At 71.5% G+C, this 21158-nt stretch carries 18 protein-coding genes and 2 pseudogenes; 11 read left to right on the top strand and 9 right to left on the bottom strand.

The genetic code is table 11. The features are described 5' to 3' along the window. Positions 1-5: 5 nt before the first annotated feature. Genes AC061S_RS26635 through AC061S_RS26625 form a run of 3 tightly spaced genes read left to right on the top strand, consistent with a single transcriptional unit; the run spans position 6 to position 3783 of the window. On the top strand, positions 6-1352 hold the full coding sequence (locus AC061S_RS26635) for a discoidin domain-containing protein (protein ID WP_478688412.1): 1347 nt from the start codon (positions 6-8) through the stop codon (positions 1350-1352). Beyond that, positions 1352-2701, top strand: coding sequence for an MFS transporter (locus AC061S_RS26630; protein WP_478688411.1), 1350 nt, complete (start codon positions 1352-1354; stop codon positions 2699-2701). Before AC061S_RS26635 ends, AC061S_RS26630 begins: the two co-directional genes overlap by 1 nt. Next, positions 2698-3783: a TolB family protein gene (locus AC061S_RS26625; protein WP_478688410.1), complete on the top strand. Its 1086-nt coding sequence runs from the start codon at positions 2698-2700 to the stop codon at positions 3781-3783. Before AC061S_RS26630 ends, AC061S_RS26625 begins: the two co-directional genes overlap by 4 nt. Here AC061S_RS26625 and AC061S_RS26620 read toward each other — a convergent pair. The 9 genes and pseudogenes from AC061S_RS26620 to AC061S_RS26580 all read right to left on the bottom strand — a co-directional run bounded on the left by AC061S_RS26620 (position 3776) and on the right by AC061S_RS26580 (position 14921). Then, complete coding sequence (locus AC061S_RS26620; RefSeq protein WP_478688409.1) at positions 3776-5047, bottom strand: alpha-L-fucosidase; 1272 nt, start codon at positions 5045-5047, stop codon at positions 3776-3778. The two genes, AC061S_RS26625 and AC061S_RS26620, sit on opposite strands and share 8 nt — an antisense overlap. A 31-nt stretch (positions 5048-5078) precedes the next feature. Beyond that, complete coding sequence (locus AC061S_RS26615; protein ID WP_478688457.1) at positions 5079-6056, bottom strand: hydroxyacid dehydrogenase; 978 nt, start codon at positions 6054-6056, stop codon at positions 5079-5081. 59 nt (positions 6057-6115) lie between these two features. Continuing rightward, positions 6116-6886 (bottom strand): carbohydrate ABC transporter permease, encoded by a 771-nt coding sequence (locus AC061S_RS26610; RefSeq protein WP_478688456.1) that lies wholly within the window; start codon positions 6884-6886, stop codon positions 6116-6118. Between the two features lie 233 nt (positions 6887-7119). After that, positions 7120-7980 carry a carbohydrate ABC transporter permease gene (locus tag AC061S_RS26605; RefSeq protein WP_478688455.1) on the bottom strand — a complete coding sequence of 287 codons (861 nt, stop codon included), beginning with the start codon at positions 7978-7980 and terminating at the stop codon, positions 7120-7122. A gap of 170 nt (positions 7981-8150) precedes the next feature. Then, positions 8151-9458, bottom strand: coding sequence for an ABC transporter substrate-binding protein (locus AC061S_RS26600; RefSeq protein WP_478688408.1), 1308 nt, complete (start codon positions 9456-9458; stop codon positions 8151-8153). Between the two features lie 115 nt (positions 9459-9573). Further along, positions 9574-10707 (bottom strand): substrate-binding domain-containing protein, encoded by a 1134-nt coding sequence (locus AC061S_RS26595; RefSeq protein ID WP_478688407.1) that lies wholly within the window; start codon positions 10705-10707, stop codon positions 9574-9576. Between the two features lie 110 nt (positions 10708-10817). Then, complete coding sequence (locus AC061S_RS26590; RefSeq protein ID WP_478688406.1) at positions 10818-11543, bottom strand: ribonuclease H family protein; 726 nt, start codon at positions 11541-11543, stop codon at positions 10818-10820. Positions 11544-11550: 7 nt separating this feature from the next. Continuing rightward, positions 11551-13692 carry an MMPL family transporter gene (locus AC061S_RS26585; RefSeq protein WP_478688454.1) on the bottom strand — a complete coding sequence of 714 codons (2142 nt, stop codon included), beginning with the start codon at positions 13690-13692 and terminating at the stop codon, positions 11551-11553. Between the two features lie 47 nt (positions 13693-13739). Next, positions 13740-14921 (bottom strand): annotated as a pseudogene (locus AC061S_RS26580) (RNA-guided endonuclease InsQ/TnpB family protein). Between the two features lie 131 nt (positions 14922-15052). On the opposite strand from AC061S_RS26580, the pseudogene AC061S_RS26575 reads away from it, so the two are divergent. The 8 genes and pseudogenes from AC061S_RS26575 to AC061S_RS26540 all read left to right on the top strand — a co-directional run. Then, a pseudogene (locus AC061S_RS26575) lies at positions 15053-15148 on the top strand (IS200/IS605 family transposase); the annotation flags it as partial. A gap of 279 nt (positions 15149-15427) precedes the next feature. Then, positions 15428-15853, top strand: a complete 426-nt coding sequence (locus AC061S_RS26570; protein WP_478688405.1) for a hypothetical protein — start codon at positions 15428-15430, stop codon at positions 15851-15853. Positions 15854-15945: 92 nt separating this feature from the next. Continuing rightward, a complete protein-coding gene (locus AC061S_RS26565; RefSeq protein WP_478688404.1) occupies positions 15946-16356 on the top strand; it encodes an SgcJ/EcaC family oxidoreductase in 411 nt (136 codons plus the stop codon). A 68-nt stretch (positions 16357-16424) separates the two neighbouring features. Beyond that, positions 16425-17384, top strand: coding sequence for an ADP-ribosylglycohydrolase family protein (locus AC061S_RS26560; protein WP_478688403.1), 960 nt, complete (start codon positions 16425-16427; stop codon positions 17382-17384). Positions 17385-17400: 16 nt separating this feature from the next. Further along, positions 17401-18180 (top strand): class I SAM-dependent DNA methyltransferase, encoded by a 780-nt coding sequence (locus AC061S_RS26555; RefSeq protein WP_478688402.1) that lies wholly within the window; start codon positions 17401-17403, stop codon positions 18178-18180. 77 nt (positions 18181-18257) lie between these two features. Then, positions 18258-18971 (top strand): VanZ family protein, encoded by a 714-nt coding sequence (locus AC061S_RS26550; RefSeq protein WP_478688401.1) that lies wholly within the window; start codon positions 18258-18260, stop codon positions 18969-18971. 94 nt (positions 18972-19065) lie between these two features. Then, a complete protein-coding gene (locus tag AC061S_RS26545; RefSeq protein WP_478688400.1) occupies positions 19066-19773 on the top strand; it encodes a response regulator transcription factor in 708 nt (235 codons plus the stop codon). Beyond that, positions 19766-20893: a sensor histidine kinase gene (locus AC061S_RS26540; RefSeq protein WP_478688399.1), complete on the top strand. Its 1128-nt coding sequence runs from the start codon at positions 19766-19768 to the stop codon at positions 20891-20893. Before AC061S_RS26545 ends, AC061S_RS26540 begins: the two co-directional genes overlap by 8 nt. Positions 20894-21158 lie beyond the last annotated feature (265 nt).

The following is a 21158-nucleotide window of genomic DNA, read 5'->3' as shown; positions in this document are numbered from 1 at the left end:
CAGGAATGCGCCTGAACACCCCAAGCACGCCTCATGTTTCCGCATCACGCCGCACGGTCGGCGTGGTCGTCGCCGCCGTGCTCCTCCTCGTAGGCGGCCTGTTGCTCGCCTATCCCGAACGGGCCGGCGCCGCCGCCGACCCGCTCATCTCCCGCGGCAAGCCCGCCACGTCCTCCTCCAACGAGACGTCGGGGCTCGGTCCGCAGAACGCCTTCGACGGCAGCTCCACCACCCGGTGGGCCAGCGCCGAGGGCAAGGACCCGCAGTGGATCCGCGTCGACCTCGGCGCGAACGCCAACGTCACGCGCGTGGCGCTGCGTTGGGAGGCCGCGTACGCGAAGGCGTACCGGGTCGAGATCTCCTCCGACGGCACCACCTGGACCCGGCTCGCCAACGAGACCGCCGGGAACGGCGGCAGCGACGAATGGACCGGCCTCTCCGGCAAGGGCCGCCACCTGCGCGTCTACGGAACCGCCCGCGGCACCTCCTACGGGTACTCCCTGTACGAGGTCGAGGTGTACGGCACCCTCGACGGGACGCCCCCGCCGACCGGCGCCTTCACCGTGGTCGCCGCGGGTGACATCGCCGCCCAGTGCACCGCCTCGGACAGCGACTGCGTCCACCCCAAGACGGCGGCGCAGGCCCAGAAGATCAACCCGAAGTTCTACCTGACGATGGGCGACAACCAGTACGACGACGCCCGGATCTCCGACTACCGGTCCTACTACGACACTTCCTGGGGCGCGTTCAAGGACAAGACCCGCCCGGTGCCGGGCAACCACGAGACCTACGACCCGGCCGGACCCCTCGCCGGCTACAAGGCGTACTTCGGGGCCGTCGCCTACCCCCAGGGCAAGAGCTACTACAGCTTCAACGAGGGCAATTGGCACTTCATCGCCCTCGACTCCAACTCCTTCGACCAGCAGGCCCAGATCGACTGGCTCAAGGCCGACCTCGCCGCGAACACCAAGGGCTGCATCGCCGCCTACTGGCACCACCCGCTCTACTCCTCCGGCGGGCACGGCAACGACCCGGTGAGCAAGCCGGTGTGGAACATCCTGTACGGCGCCAAGGCCGACCTCGTCCTGGGCGGGCACGACCACCACTACGAGCGGTTCGCCCCGCAGGACCCGAACGGGAGGGCCACCGCCGACGGGATCACCGAGATCATCGGCGGCACGGGCGGCGCCGAGCCCTACGCCATCGAGGACGTCCAGCCCAACAGCCAGAAGCGGATCAGCGGTGAATACGGGGTACTGAAGCTGGACTTCACCGATTCCGGCTACGGCTGGAGCTACGTCGGCACCGACGGGACGACCAAGGACACCAGCCCGAAGTACACCTGCCACTGATGTACCTGGCCACCACCGGCCGCCGGGCCGCTCCGGCCCCGCCCCCCACCCCGGGGGCGGGCCGGCGCGTCCCCGCCGCCGTCCTGGCGCTCGGCACGGTCAGCCTCGTCACCGACGTCTCCTCCGAGATGGTCAGCGCGGTCCTGCCGCTCTACCTCGTCCTCGGACTCGGCCTCTCGCCCCTCCAATTCGGCTTCCTCGACGGGCTGATGGGAGCAGCCGGCGCCGTCGTACGGCTGCTCGGCGGGCACGTCGCCGACCGCGGCCACCGCTACAAGCACGTCGCGGGGATCGGCTACGCCGTCTCGGCCTGCTCCCGGCTCGGCCTGCTGCTCGCGGGCGGAGCGACCGGCGGGATCGCGGCGGCCCTGGCCGCCGACCGGGTCGGCAAGGGCATCCGTACGGCCCCCCGCGATGCCCTGATCACCCTCAACAGCCGTCCCGAAGAGCTCGGCCGGTCCTTCGGCGTCCACCGGGCCATGGACACCACCGGCGCCCTGCTCGGCCCGCTCGCCGCCTTCGCCCTGCTCTGGGCGACCGCGGGCGCGTACGACGCGGTGTTCGTCGCCAGCTTCTGCACCGGCCTGCTCGGCGTGCTGATCCTGGTCCTCTACGTTCCGGGCCGGCACCGCCCGGCAACGACGCCCGGCCCGGCTCCGCCCCGGGGGAAGGCCTTCGGGGCGCTGCGCGACCCCGCCTTCCGGCGGATCCTCTGGGCCGCCGCCCTGCTCGGCGGCGCCACCATCGGCGACGCCTTCGTCTACCTCCTGCTCCAGCGCCGACTGGGTCTGGACCCGGGCTGGTTCCCGCTGCTGCCGCTCGGCGCGGCCGCCGGCTATCTGCTGCTGGCCGTCCCGGTGGGCCGGATCGCCGACCGGGTGGGGCGCCGGTTGCCGTTCCTATACGGACACCTCGCCCTGCTCGGCGCCTACCTCGTCCTGCTCGTCCCGGCCGGCGGGCCGGCCCCGCTCCTCGTCGCGGCCGTCCTCGCCCTGCTCGGGGTGTTCTACGCCGCCACCGACGGGGTGTTGATGGCCCTCGCCGGGCCGGCGCTGCCCGACGGGGGCCGAGCGGGCGGGCTGGCCGTGCTCCAGACCGGCCAGGCCCTGGCCCGGATGCTCGCCGCGGCGGGCTTCGGCGCCGCGTGGACGGTGTGGGGGGCGCAGCCCGCCCTGTGGGCGGCCACCGCGGTGCTGCTCGCCGCGCTGGCGGGCGGCTGGGCGCTGCTGCCGCGCGATCCGGGTGCACTGGGCGCACCGAGCGATCCGCCCGCCCCGGGCGCCCCGGGCGCCCCGGCCGCCCTCGCGGAGCCGGCGGAATCCCCCACCAGTGAGAGGAGCCCCTCATGACCACGCAGCTCACCGGGCCGGCGCCCGCACGCCGGCTCGGTACCCGGGCCCGTACCGCCGTCACGGCCGCCGCGGTCGTCCTCCTCGCGGGCTCCGCCGCCGGGTACGCCCTGCACGCGGGACAGCGGCCGACCGGTCAACGGGGCGGCGCCGAGGCCTCCTTCACCCTCGGGGGTCCCGCCCTGTACTTCCGGGACACGGCCACGGGGCGGGTGGCGCACCAGCCCCCGGCCGCCGCGGAGGGCGGCGTCGGCCGCACCGCGGGCGGTCCCGTCTGCGACCGGTTCCACGCCGCCGGGGGCACCGCCCTCTGCCTGCGCGCCGAGCCGGGGGTGCTGCCGAAGACGTACGCCGTCGTCATGGACCGGCACCTGCGCGAAGTGAGCCGGACGACGGTGCCGGGGGTTCCGACCCGGGCCCGGGTGTCCGCGTCCGGGCAGATGCTCGCCTGGACGGTGTTCGCCGCCGGGGACTCGTACTCCACCACGGGTTTCTCCACCCGGACGGCCGTCCTCGACCTGCGCACGGGGTACCTGGTGAAGTCCCTGGAGGAGATCCCGCTCACCATGGGCGGTGTCCGCTACCACTCCCCCGACGTCAACTACTGGGGCGTGAGCTTCGCCCGGGACGACAGCCGGTTCTACGCGACCGTCTCCACCAAGGGGCGTACGCACCTCGTCGAGGGGAACATGACCGACTGGTCGGCGCGGACGGTGCGGGAGAACGTCGAATGCCCCTCCCTGTCGCCCGACAACACCCGGCTCGCCTTCAAGAAGAAGGTGTCCGACGACCCCGCCGCACCCTGGCGGCTGTACGTCCTCGACCTGCGGACGATGGCCGAGACCCCGCTCGCCGAGACCCGCAGTGTGGACGACCAGGCGGCCTGGACGGACGACGGGACGGTCGCCTACGCCCTGCCGGGCGCGGACGGACGCGCGAGCGACGTCTGGACCGTCCCCGCGGACGGCACCGGAGCACCCCGGATGTCCGTCGCGGGCGGGTCGTCGCCGGTGGCGGTGGCGGGCGGGCCGGCACCGGCGGCGGCGGGCACGGCCGACAGAGGGAGCCGGCCGATCAGCTGACTTCGGGCGGCGGTCCGGCCGCCGTCACGGAGGCCAGCCGGGCACCCGCCCCGGTCAGCCGGATCCGCAGTTCCCGCACGGTGAGGGGCTCCACCCGGTGGACGCGCCGGACCCCCACCGTGTGGCCGGAGGCGATCAACCGGCCGTCCGCCCATACCTCGTGGCCCTCCACGCGCTGGCCCCGGGAGAGGTCCTCGCGCAGTTCCACGTGGTCCACGCGGACCGGTCCGCCGAAGTCCGCGAGGAGATCGGGCCCGTCGGCCGCGAGGACGGCCGGGTGCGGATCGCCGAGACGGTGCTCCAACTCCGCGGTGAACGCGAGGAGTCGGTCCCCGTCGGCGTCGTCGATCAGACCGCGCCGGTCGGGCGGGACGCCCAGGAGCAGGCCGGCGCCCAGCCCCACCGAGGAGTACCAGATCTCCAGCAGGTCCTCGCGGCTCTTGAGGGTCCCGAGGTTACCGGGCTGCCAGAACCAGTCGGCGCGGAGGGGGACATCGCATTCGGGCGGCAGGTAGGCGGCCGAGCCGAGCTCGGCCTGCCCGTCGTCGTACAGGCTGATGCCCGTGGAGTGCGTGACGTAGCGGCAGGGATCGGCGGCGAGCCCCTCCTCGTTGCCGACCCAGCGGATCGTCGGGCGGCCCATGTTGAAGACCATGGCGTCCGGCTGGTGCCGGTCGATCACGGCCATGACCGCGTCCCAGTCGTACGTGCGCCCCTCGGAGCCCGCTCCGTCGAACCACAGCTCGCACAACGGCCCGTAACGGGTGCAGAGTTCGGTGAGCTGGCGGAGGTAGAAGGAGTCGTACGCGGCGGGCTCCCGGTAGCAGTCCGCGTTGCGGTCCCAGGGCGAGAGGTAGAGCCCGAGGCCGAGGCCCGCCTCCCCGCAGGCCCCGGCCAGTTCGGCGACCACATCGCCCGCTCCGTCCTTCCAGGGCGAGGAGGCCACGGAGTAGGCGGTGGTTTCGGTCGGCCAGAGGCAGAAGCCGTCGTGGTGCTTGGCGGTCAGCACGACGTACTTCGCTCCGGCCTCGACGGCGGTACGGACCCACTGGCGCGCGTCGAGCCGCGCGGGCCGGAAGGTGGCCGGGTCCAGAGTCCCGTCGCTCCACTCGACGCCGTTGAAGGTGTTGATGCCGAAGTGCAGGAAGATCCCGAATCCGGCTTCCTGCCAGGCAAGTTGTCCCGGCGAGGGCACGAGGGGGGTCGCGGCGTGGCCGGCGGGCCGGGCGGGACCGGCGAGGGGACCTGAGAGACCGGGCGTCATGGGTGGGCTTTCGGGGTTGGGCGGCGGGCGCTCAGGCCGAGTGGGCCAGGCTCGCCGGGTGGACGGCGTAGGTGAAGGGGAGTCCTCGGGCGTACCGCTCCAACTCCGCGGCGGCGCAGGCCGCGAGACGTCCGAGTTCGTTGCCCAGGGATCCGGCGATGTGCGGGGTGAGCAGCACGTTCGGCAGGTCGTAGAGCGGCGATCCGGCCGGCAGTACGTCGGGGTGGGTGACGTCGAGGACGGCGTGCAGGCGGCCGGAGACCAGCTCCGCGGTGAGCGCCTCGGTGTCGACCAGCGTTCCGCGTGCCGTGTTGACGAGGGTCGCCCCGTCGCGCATGAGGGCGAGGCGGCGGGCGTCGAGCAGGTGGCGCGTCTCGGGGGTCTGCGGCGCGTGCACGGTCACCACGTCGCTGCGGCCCATCAGTTCGTCCAGGTGGACGGGCTCGACCCCCAGGGCCCTCGCTTCGTCCCCATCCAGGTACGGGTCGTGGACCAGCACGTGGGCATCGTAGGAACGCAGCAGTTCGATGACCCGGCGGCCGATGCGCGAGGCACCGACGATGCCGACGGTCCTGCCGTAGTTTCCGATGTGGGGGTACAGCGTGAGCGGGTTGAGCTGCGTGCGGGCCTCCCGGTAGGCCCGGGCGGTGGTGAGGACGCGCTTGTTGGCGAAGACGATCGCGGCGACGGTGAACTCGGCGACGGGCTGGGCGTTGGCCTCGGCCGCGCTGGTGACGGACAGCCCGCGCCGCCAGGCCGCTTCCGTCATCAGCCCCTTCACGGTTCCGGCGGTGTGCACCACCGCGCGCAGGGACGGGAGGAGGTCAAGGGCCTGCTCGGTGAGGGGCGGGCAGCCCCAGCCGGTGAGCAGAACCTCGGCTTCGCGCAGCCGCGCGGGGTCGGCCGCGGCGAAGTCGGTCACCAGGAGGCCGGGGTCCAGGAGCGCGGTGGCGCCGAGCCGGGCCAGGGCGGGCCCGTCCAGCAGGGCCGCCTTCGTCTCCCGGTCCATGGCGAGGAGGGTCCGGGGCTTGCGGGGCCCGGCGGGCTCGCGCGTCGGGTCGGGGTCCGTCACTTGACCGCTCCCGCCGAGAGGCCGGAGCGCCAGAACCGCTGGAGGCCGATGAAGGCGAGGGCGAGCGGGATGACGGCCACCAGGGATCCGGTGATCGCGAGTGAATACAACTCTGGGTTCTGCACGACCAGTTGGTTCCAGTTGTAGATGCCGAGCACCGCGGGGTACAGGTGGTGGTCGTTGAGCATGACCAGCGGGCCGAAGAAGTTGTTCCAGCTCGCGGTGAAGGAGAAGAGGAAGAGGGTCATGAAGCCGGGCATGAGCATCGGCAGGGAGATCGACCGGAACACGCGCATCTCGCTCGCCCCGTCGATGCGCGCGGCCTCGATGACCTCACCGGGTACGTAGCCCTCGGAGAAGACCCGGGCCAGGTACACGCCGAAGGGGTTCACGAGCGCGGGGACGAGGATCGCCCAGTACGTGTTGACGATCCCGGTCTCGGAGGCGAGCAGGTACTGCGGGAGCGTGATGACGACCCCCGGGACCAGGGTGCCGATCAGGATGAGGCCGAAGAGCGGGCCCTTGCCCCGGAACTCGTACTTGTCGAAGCAGTATCCGGCCGCGACGCTGATCAGCGAGGAGGCCAGCGATCCGATGACGGAGTAGAGGAGGCTGTTGAACAGCCAGCGGCCGAAGATGCCGTCGTCGTACGTGAAGACGGCCCGGAGGTTGTCGAAGAGGTGGAACTCGCCGAAGCCGAAGCCGGCCGTCCCGAAGAGGTCGGCGTGGTTCTTCGTCGCGGCGATCAGCAGCCAGGTCAGCGGCATCAGGGTGTAGAGGACCGCCACCAGGAGCACGCCGTTGACCGCCACCTTGGAGGCCGTCGCGGCGCCCCTGCGCGGCCGCTCGGCCCGCTTTCCGGTGTCTTTCCGGACGGGTGCGGATCCGGTTTGGGATCCGGTTTCGGATCCGGTTTGGGATCCGGGGGCCGTTCCGTGCGCGGCCGCCGACTCGCTGCCGGGTGTGGCCTCGGACGGGGCCGAGGGGACCGTACGGATGCTCATGCCGAGCCACCTCGCTTTCCGATCCGGGTGACGACGTAGGAGAGGGTGCCGGCGACGAGGGCCATGAGGAGCGAGGCGGCGGAGGCGAGACCGTAGTCGTGCCGCTCGAAGGCCGCCTTGTAGATGAACATCATCGGAGACCAGTCGGAGCCCATCGAGCCGGCCCGCTGCGAGAGGAGCATCGGCTCGCTGAAGATCTGGACGACGCCGACACAGGTGAAGAGGAGGGTGAGGAAGACGGCCGAGCGGATCATCGGCAGCTTGATCTGCAGGGCGATGCGCAGTTCACCGGCACCGTCCATGACGCCCGCTTCGATGACCTCGCGGGGCACGGCCTGCAGCGCGGCGAAGAAGATGATCATGTTGTAGCCGATCCACTGCCAGGCGGCGATGTTCACCATCGAGGGCAGGACGCTGCCGGGAGCGAAGAAGTCCCAGTGGCCGCCCGCCGCTTCGATCCACTCCAGGACCGGGCTCAGGCCGGGGGTGTAGAGGTAGATCCAGATGATCGCCGCGATCAGCCCGGGCACCGCGTGCGGCATGAAGACGGCGAACTGGACGAGGCGCTTGGCCTTGGCCGCGGCCGAATCGACGAGCAGCGCCAGGGCGAGCGCCGCGCCGATCATCACGGGGATGTAGAGGGCGCAGTACGCGGCCACGTGCAGGAAGGAGGAGGTGAAGCCGTGGTCGCCGAGCGCCTTGGCGTAGTTCCCGAACCCGCTGAAGACCCGTTCGGTGCCGCCGAATCCGAGACCGGAGGAGCGCTCGGTGAAGAAGCTCATCCAGAGCGCGTACACGACGGGCAGGATCAGGACCGCGGCGAAGAGCAGGAAGAACGGGCCGAGGAAGACGAGCACCGCCCTGCCCTGGCCTGGCCGGCGTACGGGCGCGGCGCCGCGCGCTGAACGAGTGAGTGGTGCTGCCACCGGATCTCCTTGGTGGTGCGCTACGGAGGAGCGGACGGGGGGCTGAGGGGGGACGGGGAGCGGGGCCCGGGTGCCGGAGGGCTTCGGGCCCCGCGCGGCGCCTACTTCGCGAGGTTGAGCCCCCGGCCCTTGATGGCCTCCTCGGCGGCCGTCTGACCGGCAGCCAGTCCGTCGGCCAGGGTGCCCTTGTTCCCGGCGTCCTGGATGGCGGTGTTGGTGGCCGTCTGCACCGGGCCCCAGACCCAGCCCGGGACGATGGTGTCGACCTGCGCGCCGGAGATCTCGTAGACCTTGTCGCCGCCGAAGAAGCCCTTGTCGTCGAAGGCCGCGGCGGCGATCGCACGGAGCTCGGGGCTGGCGGGCAGGCTGCTGCTCGGCGCCTTCAGGCTGCTGAGGCGGGCCTTGACCCCTTCGGGGCTGGTCGCCGCCCAGGTGGCGAACTCGGCCGCCTCCTTGACGTGCTTGCTGCCCTTGGTGACGGCGTAGCTGGTGCCGCCGAACATGCCGGTGGCCGGGGTGCCCCAGTGCGGCAGCGGGGCGACGCCCCACTTGCCCGAGTCCTTGGCCAGGGACGTCATCGTGCCGCCCGCGCTCCACGAGGCGCCGATGAAGCTGGCCATGACTCCGTCGGCCTTGGCCTTCGCGAACTCCGGGCCGTTGATCTTCAGGTTCATCACCAGGTCGTCCTTGACCAGGCCCTGCCAGTACGAGGCCACCTTCTGCGAGGAGGCGTCGTTGATGTCGACCTTCCAGGCATCACCCTCGGTGCCGTACCACTTGGCACCGGCCTGCCAGGAGAGCGCCGCCAGCAGGGGCGCGTCGTCGTTGCCCCAGCCGCCTATGCGCACGTTCTTGTCGGCGGCCTTGATCTTCTCGGCGGCCGCCTTGTACTCGTCCCAGGTCTTGGGGACTTCGACGCCCGCGTTCTTGAAGAGGTCCTTGCGGTAGTAGAGGAGGTTGGGCGTGGCGTCGTACGGCACGGCCCAGGTCTTGCCGCCGAGGGTCACCCGGTCCTGGACGCCCTGGGGGAACTTCGCCTTCACGGCGGCGCCGGCCGGGCCGGTGATGTCCGCCAGGAAGCCCTGGCTGACGAACTCCGGCAGGGTCGGATACTCGATGCCCGCGACGTCGGGAGCGTTCCCGGCCTTGATCGCGTTGCTGATCTTGGCGTACCCGTCCGGTCCGCCGGTGATGGCCGAGAACGTGACCTTGATGTTCGGGTGGGACGCGTTGAAGGCGTCCACCACCTGCTGGGCACCGCCGGTCCAGCCCCAATAGGTCAGGTTGACCGGCTCTTTGGGTGCGTCGGCCTTCGGCGCGCCGCCCTCGCTCCCACCACAGGCAGTGGCGAACAGGGCCAGCGAGAGCGCGGCGAGGGCGGCGCGGGAGGTACGGGAAGTGAGCTTCACTGCTCTGCTCCTCAGATGCGAGCCGTCGATGCGGCGAGGTGATGCACATCATTCGGCCAGAGGAGAAGGGAGTCAATAGAAAAAGAAAGCTTGAGAAAGAAAAGCCAAGTAACGGTTAGGCCTCGCTGGAGGCGCGCACCCGCAGCTCGGGGAGGATGGCGATCCGCCGTCTGGGCCGGCCCGGCTCACGCAGCCGCCGTACGAGCAACTCCACGCCAGTGACCCCGACTTCGTGCTTCGAGGGCGCCACCGCACTCAGCGGCAGGTCCGCCAGGGAGGCCACCTCGTCGTCGTACGAGACCAGCGCGACATCGCCCGGCACGGCCAGCGAGGCACTGCGCAGCCGCTGCATCAGCACCATGGCCTCGTGGTCGGGGTGGACAAGGGCGGCATCGACGCGCCCCTCGCGCACCGCGTCCACGAACGCGGCCATCGCCTCTTCGTAGGCGGCGTCGCCGCCCCCGAACTGCGCGAGGTCCAGGAAGAGCGCGTGCTCGGCGGCCTCGGAGCCAGCCTCGTCCATCGCCGCGTAGTAGCCCTTTTTGATCCAGGGCGCGGTGGGGGTCCCGCCGCGCACCACCAGGGCGATCTTGCGGCGCCCCGTGTCCAGGAGGTGGCGCACCGCCAGCCTGGCCCCGTACCCGTGGTCCGTTCCGACGTGCTCGGCGGCGGAGGCCTGCTGTTCGGGGCGGCGCTCGATGAGCACGACGGGCACGCCGAGCTCCTCGTACCACTGGCCGCCCGGCTTCCCGTCGGCGGCGGAGGGCGCGAGCAGCAGCCCGTCGACGCCGTCCGCGACCATACGCGCGGCCTGCGCCTTCTCGGTGTCCACGTCGTACGTGGACACCGCGAGGGTCAGCCGCACCCCGAGGGCGTCCGCCGCTTCCCGGGCCCCCTTGATCACCTCGGGGTAGTAATAGTCGGAGGAGGGCACGATCAGCCCGAGGACCAGCGGCCGGCCGGACCCGGGGCCCGCTCCCGATCCAGGCCCGGGTCCGGCTCCGGGAGCGGCCGAGGCCGCGCGGGCCGCCGCCGGGGCGGCGGTCGCGGGAGCGGTCTCCGCCCAGTCCTCGGGCAGCATCGCACCGCCGTGCACCCGGGCCAACAGGCCGCGTTCCGCGAGGACTTCGACGTCCTTGCGGACCGTCACCACGGACACGCCGAGCTCCGCCGCGAAGTCCGTGACGCGCATCGATCCCGCTTCGCGGACCCGGCGCAGGATCGCCTGCTGTCGTTCCTCTGCGTGCACGGTGGAGCTCCCCTCGACTGCATCCCTGGTCAAGGTCAGCGTAGCGCGCGAAAGCAAAAACTTCCGTTTCCTTTCGAACGAAAGCATTGCATAGCGAGCCTGGCTGAAAGCTACTCTGCGTCCGTGTCCCCGCAGCCGGGGTGGCCCCAGCGCGAACCGAGCTTGCCGATCTTCTCCCCCGCCGCGTACTGCTTCCCGCAGGGGCAGGTGCCGGGGAACTTGGCCTTGATGGTCACCCCGGCCCGGCCGGCGGTCGCGGTCCTGGCCGACGGGGCGCTCTTGGCCGACGTCGCCCCGGTCGTACGGCGGGCGGAGGTGCTGCGCGCCGGAGTGCTGCGGGCCGGCGCCGGGACGGGCATGGACGCGTGGCCCAGCGCGGTACCGGCCGGCTCCTGGCTGACGGCAGCCTCGCTGGCCGCCTGGTCGGCGATCGCGTTCAGGTGGTCGCCGTCCTCGCGGTGCGCGGGGACGTAGCGGAACTCCACGTCCCGGTCGGTCAGCAGGGCGTCGATGCTCTCGACGAGCTCTCGGTTGGCCACCGGCTTGCCCGCGGCCGTCTTCCAGCCGTTGCGCTTCCAGGCCGGGAGCCACTGGGTCACGGCCTTCATGGCGTACTGGGAGTCCATCCGCACCTGCACGGCCGTACCAGGGGCCACGGCTTCCAGCAGCCGCTGCAGGGCGGTGAGTTCACCCACGTTGTTGGTGGCCCGGCCCAGCGGCCCGGCCTCCCAGCGCTCGGGGTGCCCGTGCACGTCGGCGATGACCCAGGCCCATGCGGCCGGCCCGGGATTTCCCTTGGCCGCCCCGTCGCAGGCGGCGATGATGCGATCAGACATCCCCCGATCATGCCTCACCGCGACCGCTGCCCGTGCCGCTGCCCGTACCGGTGGCCGTTGCTGCTGCTGTGGGTGTGGGTGCGGGTGTGACCGCGCCCGGCTCAGGCGACGGCGGCGCCGCCACCGCATTGACCGCCTCCACCTCCGCCCGGACCTCGGCGTGCGGCCGCGGCAGGAGCCGGTCCAGGAACGGCGGCAGCCACCAGTTGGCCCGGCCCATCAGGAACATCGCCGACGGGACCAGCACCAGCCGCACCACGGTCGCGTCCAGGACCACGCTCACCGCCAGGCCCACCGCGAGCATCTTGACCACGACCGTCGGCGACGCCGCGAAGGACAGGAAGACCGCGGTCATGATGAGCGCCGCACTGGAGATGACCCGGCCGGTGGAGGCCAGCCCCGTGCCGACGGCGAGGGTGTTGTCGCCGGTGCGGTGCCAGGCCCCGGCGATGGCGGAGAGCAGGAAGATCTCGTAGTCCATGGACAGCCCGAAGACGATCGCGAACATCATCATCGGTACGAACGACTCGATGGGCACGGGCTCCGACACCCCGATCAGCCCGCTCCCCCAGCCCCACTGGAACACCGCGACGAGGACCCCGTAGGACGCGGCGGTGGTGAACAGGTTGAGGGCGACCGCCTTGAGCGGGACCACCACGCTGCGGAACACGACGGTCAGCAGGACGAGCGCGGCGGCCAGCACGATGCCGATGATGAGCGGCAGCCGGTCCTTGACGGTGTCGCGGAAGTCGAGCTGGCCGGCGGTGGATCCGGTGAGGTAGCCCTCCGCGCCGGTGCCCGTCAGCGCGTCGGGCAGGGTGGTGCCGGTCAGTGTCGTGAACAGGCTCCCCGTGCCGGCGCTCTGCGGTCCGGTGGCGGGGGTGACCGTCGAGACGAGCAGGCGGCCGTCGGGGCTCGGCGCGAGCGGGGTGAACCCGGCTATCCCGGCCGTGTCCCGCAGCGCCGCCGTGAGTTGGGCGCCGATCCGGTCGGCCGGGACGGCGGCGTCCTGGAGGTCGGCCACCAGGACGAAGGGGCCGTTGGCCCCGGGACCGAAGCCGGGTCCCTCGCCCTCGGCGATCCAGTCGTAGGCCGTGCGGGTGGTGCTGCCCGCCCGGTCGGCGCCGTCGTCGACGCGGCCGAGGCGCAGCGAGAACAGCGGCACGGCGCACAGCGCGAGCAGCAGGGTGCCCGCGGTCAGGAACCTCCACGGATGCCGCGCCACCAGGGCGGCGTAGCGGTGCGAGCCGTCGTGGCCGCCGGAGGTCTCGGCGACCGGGCGGCGCAGCGCGTACCGGTCGATCCGGCGCCCCACCAGGCCCAGGGTGGCCGGTACGAGGGTCAGCGCGGCGGCCCCGGTGACGACCACGACGATGGTGGCGGCCAGTCCCATGCGGCCGATGAAGGTCAGCCCGCAGGTGTACAGGCTCAGCATGGCCACCGCGACGGTGACGGCGGCCACGACGACGGCGCGCCCGCTGGTGGCGGCGGTGCGGCCGGCCGCGTCGACCGGATCGTGTCCGTCGAGGAGGTCCTGTCGGAAGCGGGTGGTGAGGAAGAGGGCGTAGTCGATGCCCACGCCGAGGCCGATCATGGTGGCCAGGGTGGGGGCGGCGGTCGCGAAGCTGACGACGCCCGCCACGATGCCGACGACTCCGAGGCCCACGCCGACGCTGACCACCGCCGTGAGCAGGGGCAGCAGGGCGGCGGCGACGCTGCCGAAGGCGAGCAGGAGGATCAGCAGGGCCACCAGGACGCCCGCCGCCTCGCGGGCCCGGTCGTCGGCCGGTGGCCGGACGACCTGGTTCAGGTCCCCGCCGTACGCGACCTCCACGCCCGAGGCGCGGGCCGCGGTGGTGGCCGTGTCGAGGGTGCCGGCGTACTCGTGCCCGAGGGTCTTGACCTGCCGGTCGAAGGAGACCGTGGTGTAGGCGGTACGGCCGTCCGCGCTGGTGACGACCGGGGACACGGCGGTGACGTGCGGCATCCGCGCCAGGCGGGCCGCGCTCTCGTCGAGGGCCTGACGGTGTCCGGCCAGGGAGCCGGCGTCGACGTGGAAGACCACGCGTCCGTGGGGGTCCCCGATCCCGGGGGCGGACGCGGCCAGCAGCTCGGCGCCCGTACGGGACTGCGTGCTGGGGAGGTTGATCTGGTCGCTTTGAAGTGCTCTCCCGACTGAAGCCGGGAGATTCCTGCTTACCTCGCGGCAGCGGGCTTGACGCGCTTGGCGCGCTTGGCGCGCCTGACGACTGCCCTTCCGGCAGCCGGGATGAGCGCGAGGCCCATCCGGTAGAGGTGCAAGACGTTGCGGGCCGCGTTGTGGTCGGCGTTGCCCGACCAGCCGCAGTTCTGGTTCTTGCACACGAACACAGCCTGGGACTCCCGACTGCCGGGCGTCGTGCGGCCGCAGACGGAGCAGCGCTGGGAGGTGCCAGGGGCGGGCACCTTGAGCCGGGCGCCGCCGTGTCGGGCGGTCTTGTACGTCAGCATGGTGACCGTGCGGCCCCATGCCTCCCCGCTGATGGAGCGGTTCAGCCCAGATTTCTGGGCGACGTTCTTCCCCGGTGCCTCGATGGTTCCCCTGGCCGACTTGACCATGTTCGTGATGGCGAGTGCTTCGACCACGACGGTGCCGTAGGTGCGGGCGATGGCGGTGGTCGTCTGGTGCTGCCAGTCCAGGGCCCGGCGCTTGGCTTTCGCGCGGAGTCCAGCGATCTGGTCTTAGGTGCGGTGCAGCCGGCGGCTGGCGCGCTCGCCGGACTTGCGGTGGCGCTTGCGCTGCGCGGCGCGCTGCTCCAAGTGCAGGAGCTTCGCCTGCTCCTTCTCGGTCAGCCACTCGCGGTGCTCGTAGGTTTCGCCGTCGGAGAGGGCGATGGGGACGGTGACGCCCACGTCGATGCCGATGTCCGGCCCCTGGTGGGGGGCCGGCTTGGCCTCCAGGGCCTGGACGCGGAAGGCGATGTGCCAGCCCAGCGCGTCCTTGACCAGCCGGGCCCCGGTGATCCGGTTCTCCGCGTTGGCACGCTTGCCGACCGGAAGGTCTTTGGTCCACCGGAAACGGACCCGGCCCACCTTGGGAATATTGGCCATGCCCCAGCGGCGGTGCACCCGGGTGATGTTCAGGTCCCGGCCCTGCGGAATGTCCACGGACATCACCGTGCGGAACCGCCCCTTGAAATTCGGGGCGTCGGCGCGGCCGTCCCAGCAGTTCTTCCACGCCTGGAAATACGTCTTCAACACCGCTTGCGCGGCCTGTGCCGGAAGAACAGCGAGAAAGTCGCTGTCCTCGCGGGCCTGCCGGATCACAGCATCCGCATTCACCAGAGTCCGTTTATCCTTCGGCATCATCTGCCACCAGGCGTGCAGACAGTTCCACATCGTGCGGGCCGCGTGCGCCTGGTCATCGGCCTTCAACACCCCGGCAGGCGAAAGCGCGAGCCGGGCACGGTGCCCGAACTACCCTTCGACCAGGGTGTCTTGACTCATGAACGGGAACCTAGCACTGGTTTATGTCACCGCCCTGGAACCCTAATCCCGATGTCAGAACCGGTCGCCATGTTGTCTACAACCTGCATGTTCACTTGGTTTCCCTCACCAAGTACAGGCCGGCCTGGCGGAGCGGCTCGCACCCCGGACCGTGGACGTCGGCGACCTGCCCGAAGGGGTCAGCCTCACCGGAGCCCGGACCTCCGACGCGGGCCTCACCCTGGACGCCTCTCTGGCGAAGTCCTCCGCATCGGACACCGCCGGGAAGGGCTGCACGTCGGCGCAGCCCCCCTTGCCTTACGGTTCGCAAACACCATCCTTGAGGAAAATCCCCCACTTCACCGCGGCGCATTCGCGCAGAATTGACTTTACGGATTCTTTACATTTACCCTCCCGTCATGCGCAAATCATCCGCCACCACGCTCTCCGCCCTCGCCTTGGCCGGCCTCGCTCTCGCCGCCGCCGGCTGCTCCGCCGGGACGGCCGACAAGGCCGTGGACCAGGTCGTCGACAAGGCCGTGAACGAGACCTACGAGGTCACCTACGAGGTCACCGGCAAGACCGTCGACTCGGTCTCCTTCCACGACGGAGGGGGCACGGCCACCGCGCCGAACCTCGTGACCGCCGAGCAGCCGGGCGCCACGTGGACGAAGACCGTCACCCTGCGCGGCATCATGCCCGCAGCCGTCTCCCCCAGCTCGGTCGACAACACCGCCGACCTCACCTGCAAGGTCATCTACAAGGGCAAGGTCATCAAGGAGGCCACGGGCGAAGCGGCCACGGCCGGCGGCTGCGTTGCGGTGTCGCCGATCACCTCCCCGTAGTCCGATCACCTCCCCGTAGTCCGTCCGACTCGGGCAACCCGTACCGCAACAGCCTTGACCTCAACCGCGCTTGAGGTGTGATCGTGGTGCACATGACCACGGAACTCCCGTCCCGCGCGGCGGACATCGAAGCGATCGGCCGGCTCGTCGCCACCGTCGAGCACTCCCAGCGGAACAAGGACCCCGAGGAGTTCCTCGGCCTCTTCCACCCGGACGCGATCTGGACGACGGCCCACGGCAAGGTCCTCCTCGGTCTCGACGCGATCTCGGAATTCACCCGCAAGGTCCTGCCCGCGGCGAACTGGGACGGCCAGGTCACCTACGAGGTGGTCCACGTGCTCTTCATCCGCCCGGACGTCGCGGCCGTCAAGGTCCGCCAGCGCTACCTGTCCCCGGGCGAGGAGAGCGAGGGCGCTCCGCTGTACGTGATCTCGAAGCAGCCGGACGGCCGCTGGCTGCTGACCGCCTGCCAGAACACCGGGGTCCTCGTGGACGAGCGCTAATCGGCTCGCGCGCCGCATCCGCCGACGGCGAGGATGGCTCGACCAGTCCGCCGTTCGAAGGACCTCCGATGAGCAGCCCGCCGTACGCCCGATCCGCCCATGCCTCCCTGGACGGGCTGGTGATGGGCGATGCCTTCGGCGACAGCTGGTTCACGCTCTCCGGCGAGGACGTCGAGGGGCAGTGGGCGGCGCGCGGGCTCCGGCCCACTCCGTGGCTGTGGACGGACGACTCCGCCATGGCGTTCGTGCTCTTCGCCCACCTGGCAGCCTACGGGGAGGTCCGGCCCGGCGCTCTGGCGCGGGAGTTCGCCGCCGAGTACGCCCGGGATTCGGGGCGCAAGTACGGGGCGTCCATGCACGAGGTGCTGGAGCGGATCGGCGCGGGCGAGGGCTGGCGGGGTGTCACCGCCGAGCAGTTCGGCGGGCAGGGTTCCTACGGCAACGGCGCCGCGATGCGGGTCGCCCCGCTCGGTGCCTGGTTCCGGGGCGACCCGAAGGAGGCCGCCGGGCAGGCCCGGCTGTCCGCGCTGGCCACGCACGCCCACCCGGAGGCGGTCGCGGGCGCCGTCGCCGTGGCGGTGGCCGCCGCGCTGGCGGCGGCGAGCACCGGCCGGGACGCCCCGGTCCGCGCCGAGTTCCTCCGGGAGATCGCCGCGTACGTGCCGGGGAGCGAGGTCGGATCCGGGCTGCGGACGGCCGCGGGCCTCCCCGCGGGTACGTCGGTGCGCCGCGCCGCGTCCGTACTGGGTTCGGGGTGGCGGATCTCGGCCCCGGACACCGTGCCGTTCGCCCTGTGGTCCGCCGCGGGGCACTTGGACGACCTGCCGGAGGCCCTGTGGCAGACCGTCGGCGGCTGGGGCGACCGCGACACCACGTGCGCGATCGCGGGCGGGGTCGTCGCGGCCCGCACCGGCACCGGCGACGTTCCGGCCGACTGGCTCGCGGCCCGAGAGGCCGTGCCCGCGTGGAGCGGGTGGACGCCCGAGCGGCCGGCTCCGCAGCCGAGCACTGTCCCGAAGATCATGTGACTACTAGGCTGCGGCGATGGAACGTGAAGACGTGGCCGACGTGGCCGGGAGCCCCTCCCCGTCCGCGGACCGGGACCGGGACCGGGCGAACCACTACGACGGTTTCGCCGAGGCGTACTCGGCGGCGAGCGAGGACAGCCTCGTGAACGCCTCCTACGAGCGGCCCGCGATGCTGGCCCTCGCCGGGGATGTGGCCGGCCGTCGGATCCTGGACGCGGGGTGCGGGTCGGGCCCCCTCTCCGCTGCCCTGCGCGACCGCGGTGCGGTCGTCACCGGCATCGACTCCAGCGCCGGGATGCTGGCGCTGGCACGGCGCCGGCTGGGTGACGACGCGGCCCTGCACGTGGCCGACCTGCGTGACCGGCTGCCGTTCGACGACGGCGCGTTCGACGATGTGGTCGCGTCGCTGGTGCTGCACTACCTGGAGGACTGGGGACCGGCGCTGGCCGAGTTGAGGCGCGTCCTCGGGCCCGGCGGCCGACTGATCGCGTCGGTGGACCACCCCTTCGTGGCCTACACGTTCCAGGAGCCCCGGCCCGACTACTTCGCGAACGGCAGCTACACCTTCGACTGGACGTTCGACGGAACGTCCGTCCCGATGAAGTTCTGGCGCAAGCCACTGCACGCGATGACCGATGCCTTCACCACCGCCGGTTTCCGGCTTTCCGTCATCAGCGAACCGCAGCCCGACCCGGCGGCCCGTGAGCTGTTCCCCGACGGCTTCCAGGACCTTTCGAGCAAGCCCTGCTTCCTCTTCTTCGTCGTCGAGGTGCCGCTGCCGGCGGCGGTTCGCTGATGCCGGGATCGCGTGTATCGCGGGCGTATGGAAAATCGCATACGCCACCGCAACGGCCCGCCGTCTCCCATGGGGACATGAACCACAACGCGTCCCCGTCGGCACCGCCCCGCCACCGCACGCGCAGGGTCGTACTGCTCGGCCTCGCGGCCCTCGGAGTGGCGAGCGTCCTGTACGTCGTGCGGGGACCGCTCATGATGTCCGCTCCGAGGTGCATGGCCGGGCAGTGGCACGGCTGCCTCGCCACGTTCAACGGCGTGGTGCTCATGACCCTCGTCACCCTGCCCCTGGCCCTGCTCGTCGCGTGGGGCCTGGCCCGCCGTCGGCGGGCCGCCGGCACTGACGCCGGATCGGCGTGGCGGATGTCGCTGGCCGAGGTCGGCATGGTGCACGGGACGCTGCCGTTCGTGTGGATGACCATGATGCCGGGCTCCGGAGCCGGGATCGTCCCCGGCCGCTTCAGCCTGGCACCGGTACGGGACCTGCTGACGATGGGGCCCCTCGGGATCGGCGGCAATCTGCTGGTCTTCGCCTCGCTCGGCTTCTTCGCCCCGATGCGATGGGCGGCGCTCGCCTCCGTACCACGGGTCCTGGCGCTCGGGGCGGGCTGCTCGGTCCTGGTCGAAACCGCGCAGTACGTCTTCCAGCTCGACCGGGTGTCCTCCGTGGACGACGTCCTGGTCAACGCGTCCGGCGCCGCCCTGGCTGCGCTGGCGTCGCGCCGCTGGTGGCGCACCACGCCGCCGGCACCGTCGGACCGGCCCAGCCCCGCACCGGCACTGGCAGGCTGATTCCCGTGGCCGGTGCGCCCAGGTCTGCGCGGACGCGACCGTCGGACACACCGTGCATACGCCGGCGATATGTCCTGCTGCTTAGGCTTCCGACATGCGCGTACTGATCGTCGAGGACGAGCCCTACCTGGCCGAGGCCGTCCGTGACGGTCTGCGGCTGGAGGCGATCGCCGCCGACATCGCCGGCGACGGCGACTCCGCCCTGGAACTGCTCGGTGTCAACTCCTACGACCTCGCGATCCTCGACCGCGACATCCCCGGCCCCTCAGGCGACGAGGTCGCCCGCCGCATCGTCGCCTCCGGCAGCGGCATCCCGATCCTCATGCTCACCGCTGCCGACCGGATCGACGACAAGGCCTCCGGGTTCGGGCTCGGCGCCGACGACTACCTCACCAAGCCGTTCGAGCTGCGGGAGCTCGTCCTGCGGCTGCGGGCGCTCGACCGCAGGCGCGCGTACGCCCGGCCCCCGGTCCGCGAGATCGAGGGCCTGCGTCTCGACCCCTTCCGCCGGGAGGTGTTCCGCGAGGGCCGCTACGTCGCGCTCACCCGCAAGCAGTTCGCCGTACTGGAGGTCCTCGTCGCCGCCGAGGGCGGGGTCATCAGCGCCGAAGAGCTGTTGGAACGGGCCTGGGACGAGAACGCCGACCCCCTCACCAACGCCGTGCGGATCACCGTCTCCGCCCTGCGCAAACGGCTCGGCGAGCCGTGGATCATCGCCACGGTGCCGGGTGTCGGCTACCGCATCGACACCCAGCCGCAGGCCGGACACGAGGGAGTGAACCGGGGATCCGACCGTGGATAGAGCACCTGGGCTGAGCGTTCGCGCCAAACTCACCCTCAGCTACGCCGGATTCCTCATGGTCGCCGGCGTCCTGCTGCTCGCGGCGGTGTGGCTGTTCCTCCTGCGGTACGTCCCCGATCGTGCGCTCATGGTCTCCGTCGACACCCCCACCGACGGCGTCTTCCCCATCCGGTCCAACCTTCTGCGCGTCTTCGCTCCGAGGGCGGCCGCGGTACTGGCGTTCCTGCTGGTGCTCGGTCTCGTGGGAGGGTGGATCCTCGCCGGCCGGATGCTCGCACCCCTCACCCGGATCACGGATGCGGCGCGGACGGCCGGAAACCGGTCGCTGTCCCACCGGATCCGCATGAAGGGCCGCCAGGACGAGTTCCGTGAACTCTCCGACGCGTTCGACTCGATGCTCGAACAACTCGAGTCCCACGTGGCCGAGCAGCAGAGGTTCGCCGCGAACGCCTCCCACGAGCTGCGCACTCCCCTGGCCATCTCGCGGACGCTCCTCGACGTGGCCCGCAGGGATCCGACGCGGGACCCGGGCGAACTCGTCGAACGCCTGCACGCCGTCAATACGCGGGCGATCGACCTCACCGAGGCCCTCCTGCTGCTGAGCCACGGCGACCGCGCCGACTTCACCCGCGAGAGCGTCGACCTCTCCCTCCTCGCCGAAGAGGCCGCCGAAACCCTGCTTCCCCTCGCCGAACAGCGCCGGATCACGCTGGAGGTCACCGGCGGGACGGCCCGGACCGACGGCTCGGCGGAACTCCTGCTGCGGATGGTGACGAACCTCGTCCAGAACGCCGTCGTCCACAACCTCCCCACCGGCGGCACCGTGACGGTCCACACCGGGCAGCACGGTGACACGAGCGTGCTACGGGTCGAGAACACGGGCCCTCCGCTCCCACCGGAACTCGTCCCGACGCTCACCGAACCCTTCCGCCGCGCAACGGAACGCGTACGCACCGACGAGCACGCCGGTGTCGGCCTCGGCCTGGCGATCGTGCACAGCATCGTCCGCGCCCACGCCGGAACCCTCGACCTGGTCCCCCGTCCCGCCGGCGGTCTCCTCGTCACGGTCCGACTCCCCGGCGCGCGAGGGGCATCGCCCGTACGGGGCGACGCCGGCTAGGCCGTCTAGATGATTGATTCCAAGGGGTAGCTGTACGGACGCGAGGGTGCCCACTCTCAGTTTGTGACGACCGAGATAGACACCCTCGCAACTGCACTGTACGTGCGGGTCGATGACCTTTTGAAGGCTTCGCCGCATCTAGTAGGACTGCGTTAGGTCGTGCTGGGTCTGGTGCGTTCGCGCAGGTGGGTGGTCTCGGGCAGGGGGCGGTGACAGGTGGTGCAGATGCCGGTCCAGCACCGCAGCAGGTCCTGGAGTGCGTCCA

The organism is Streptomyces sp. CA189 (assembly GCF_056428985.1).
Note: the sequence above shows the minus strand (reverse complement) of the source record. Positions and strands in the feature narration are given on the sequence as shown.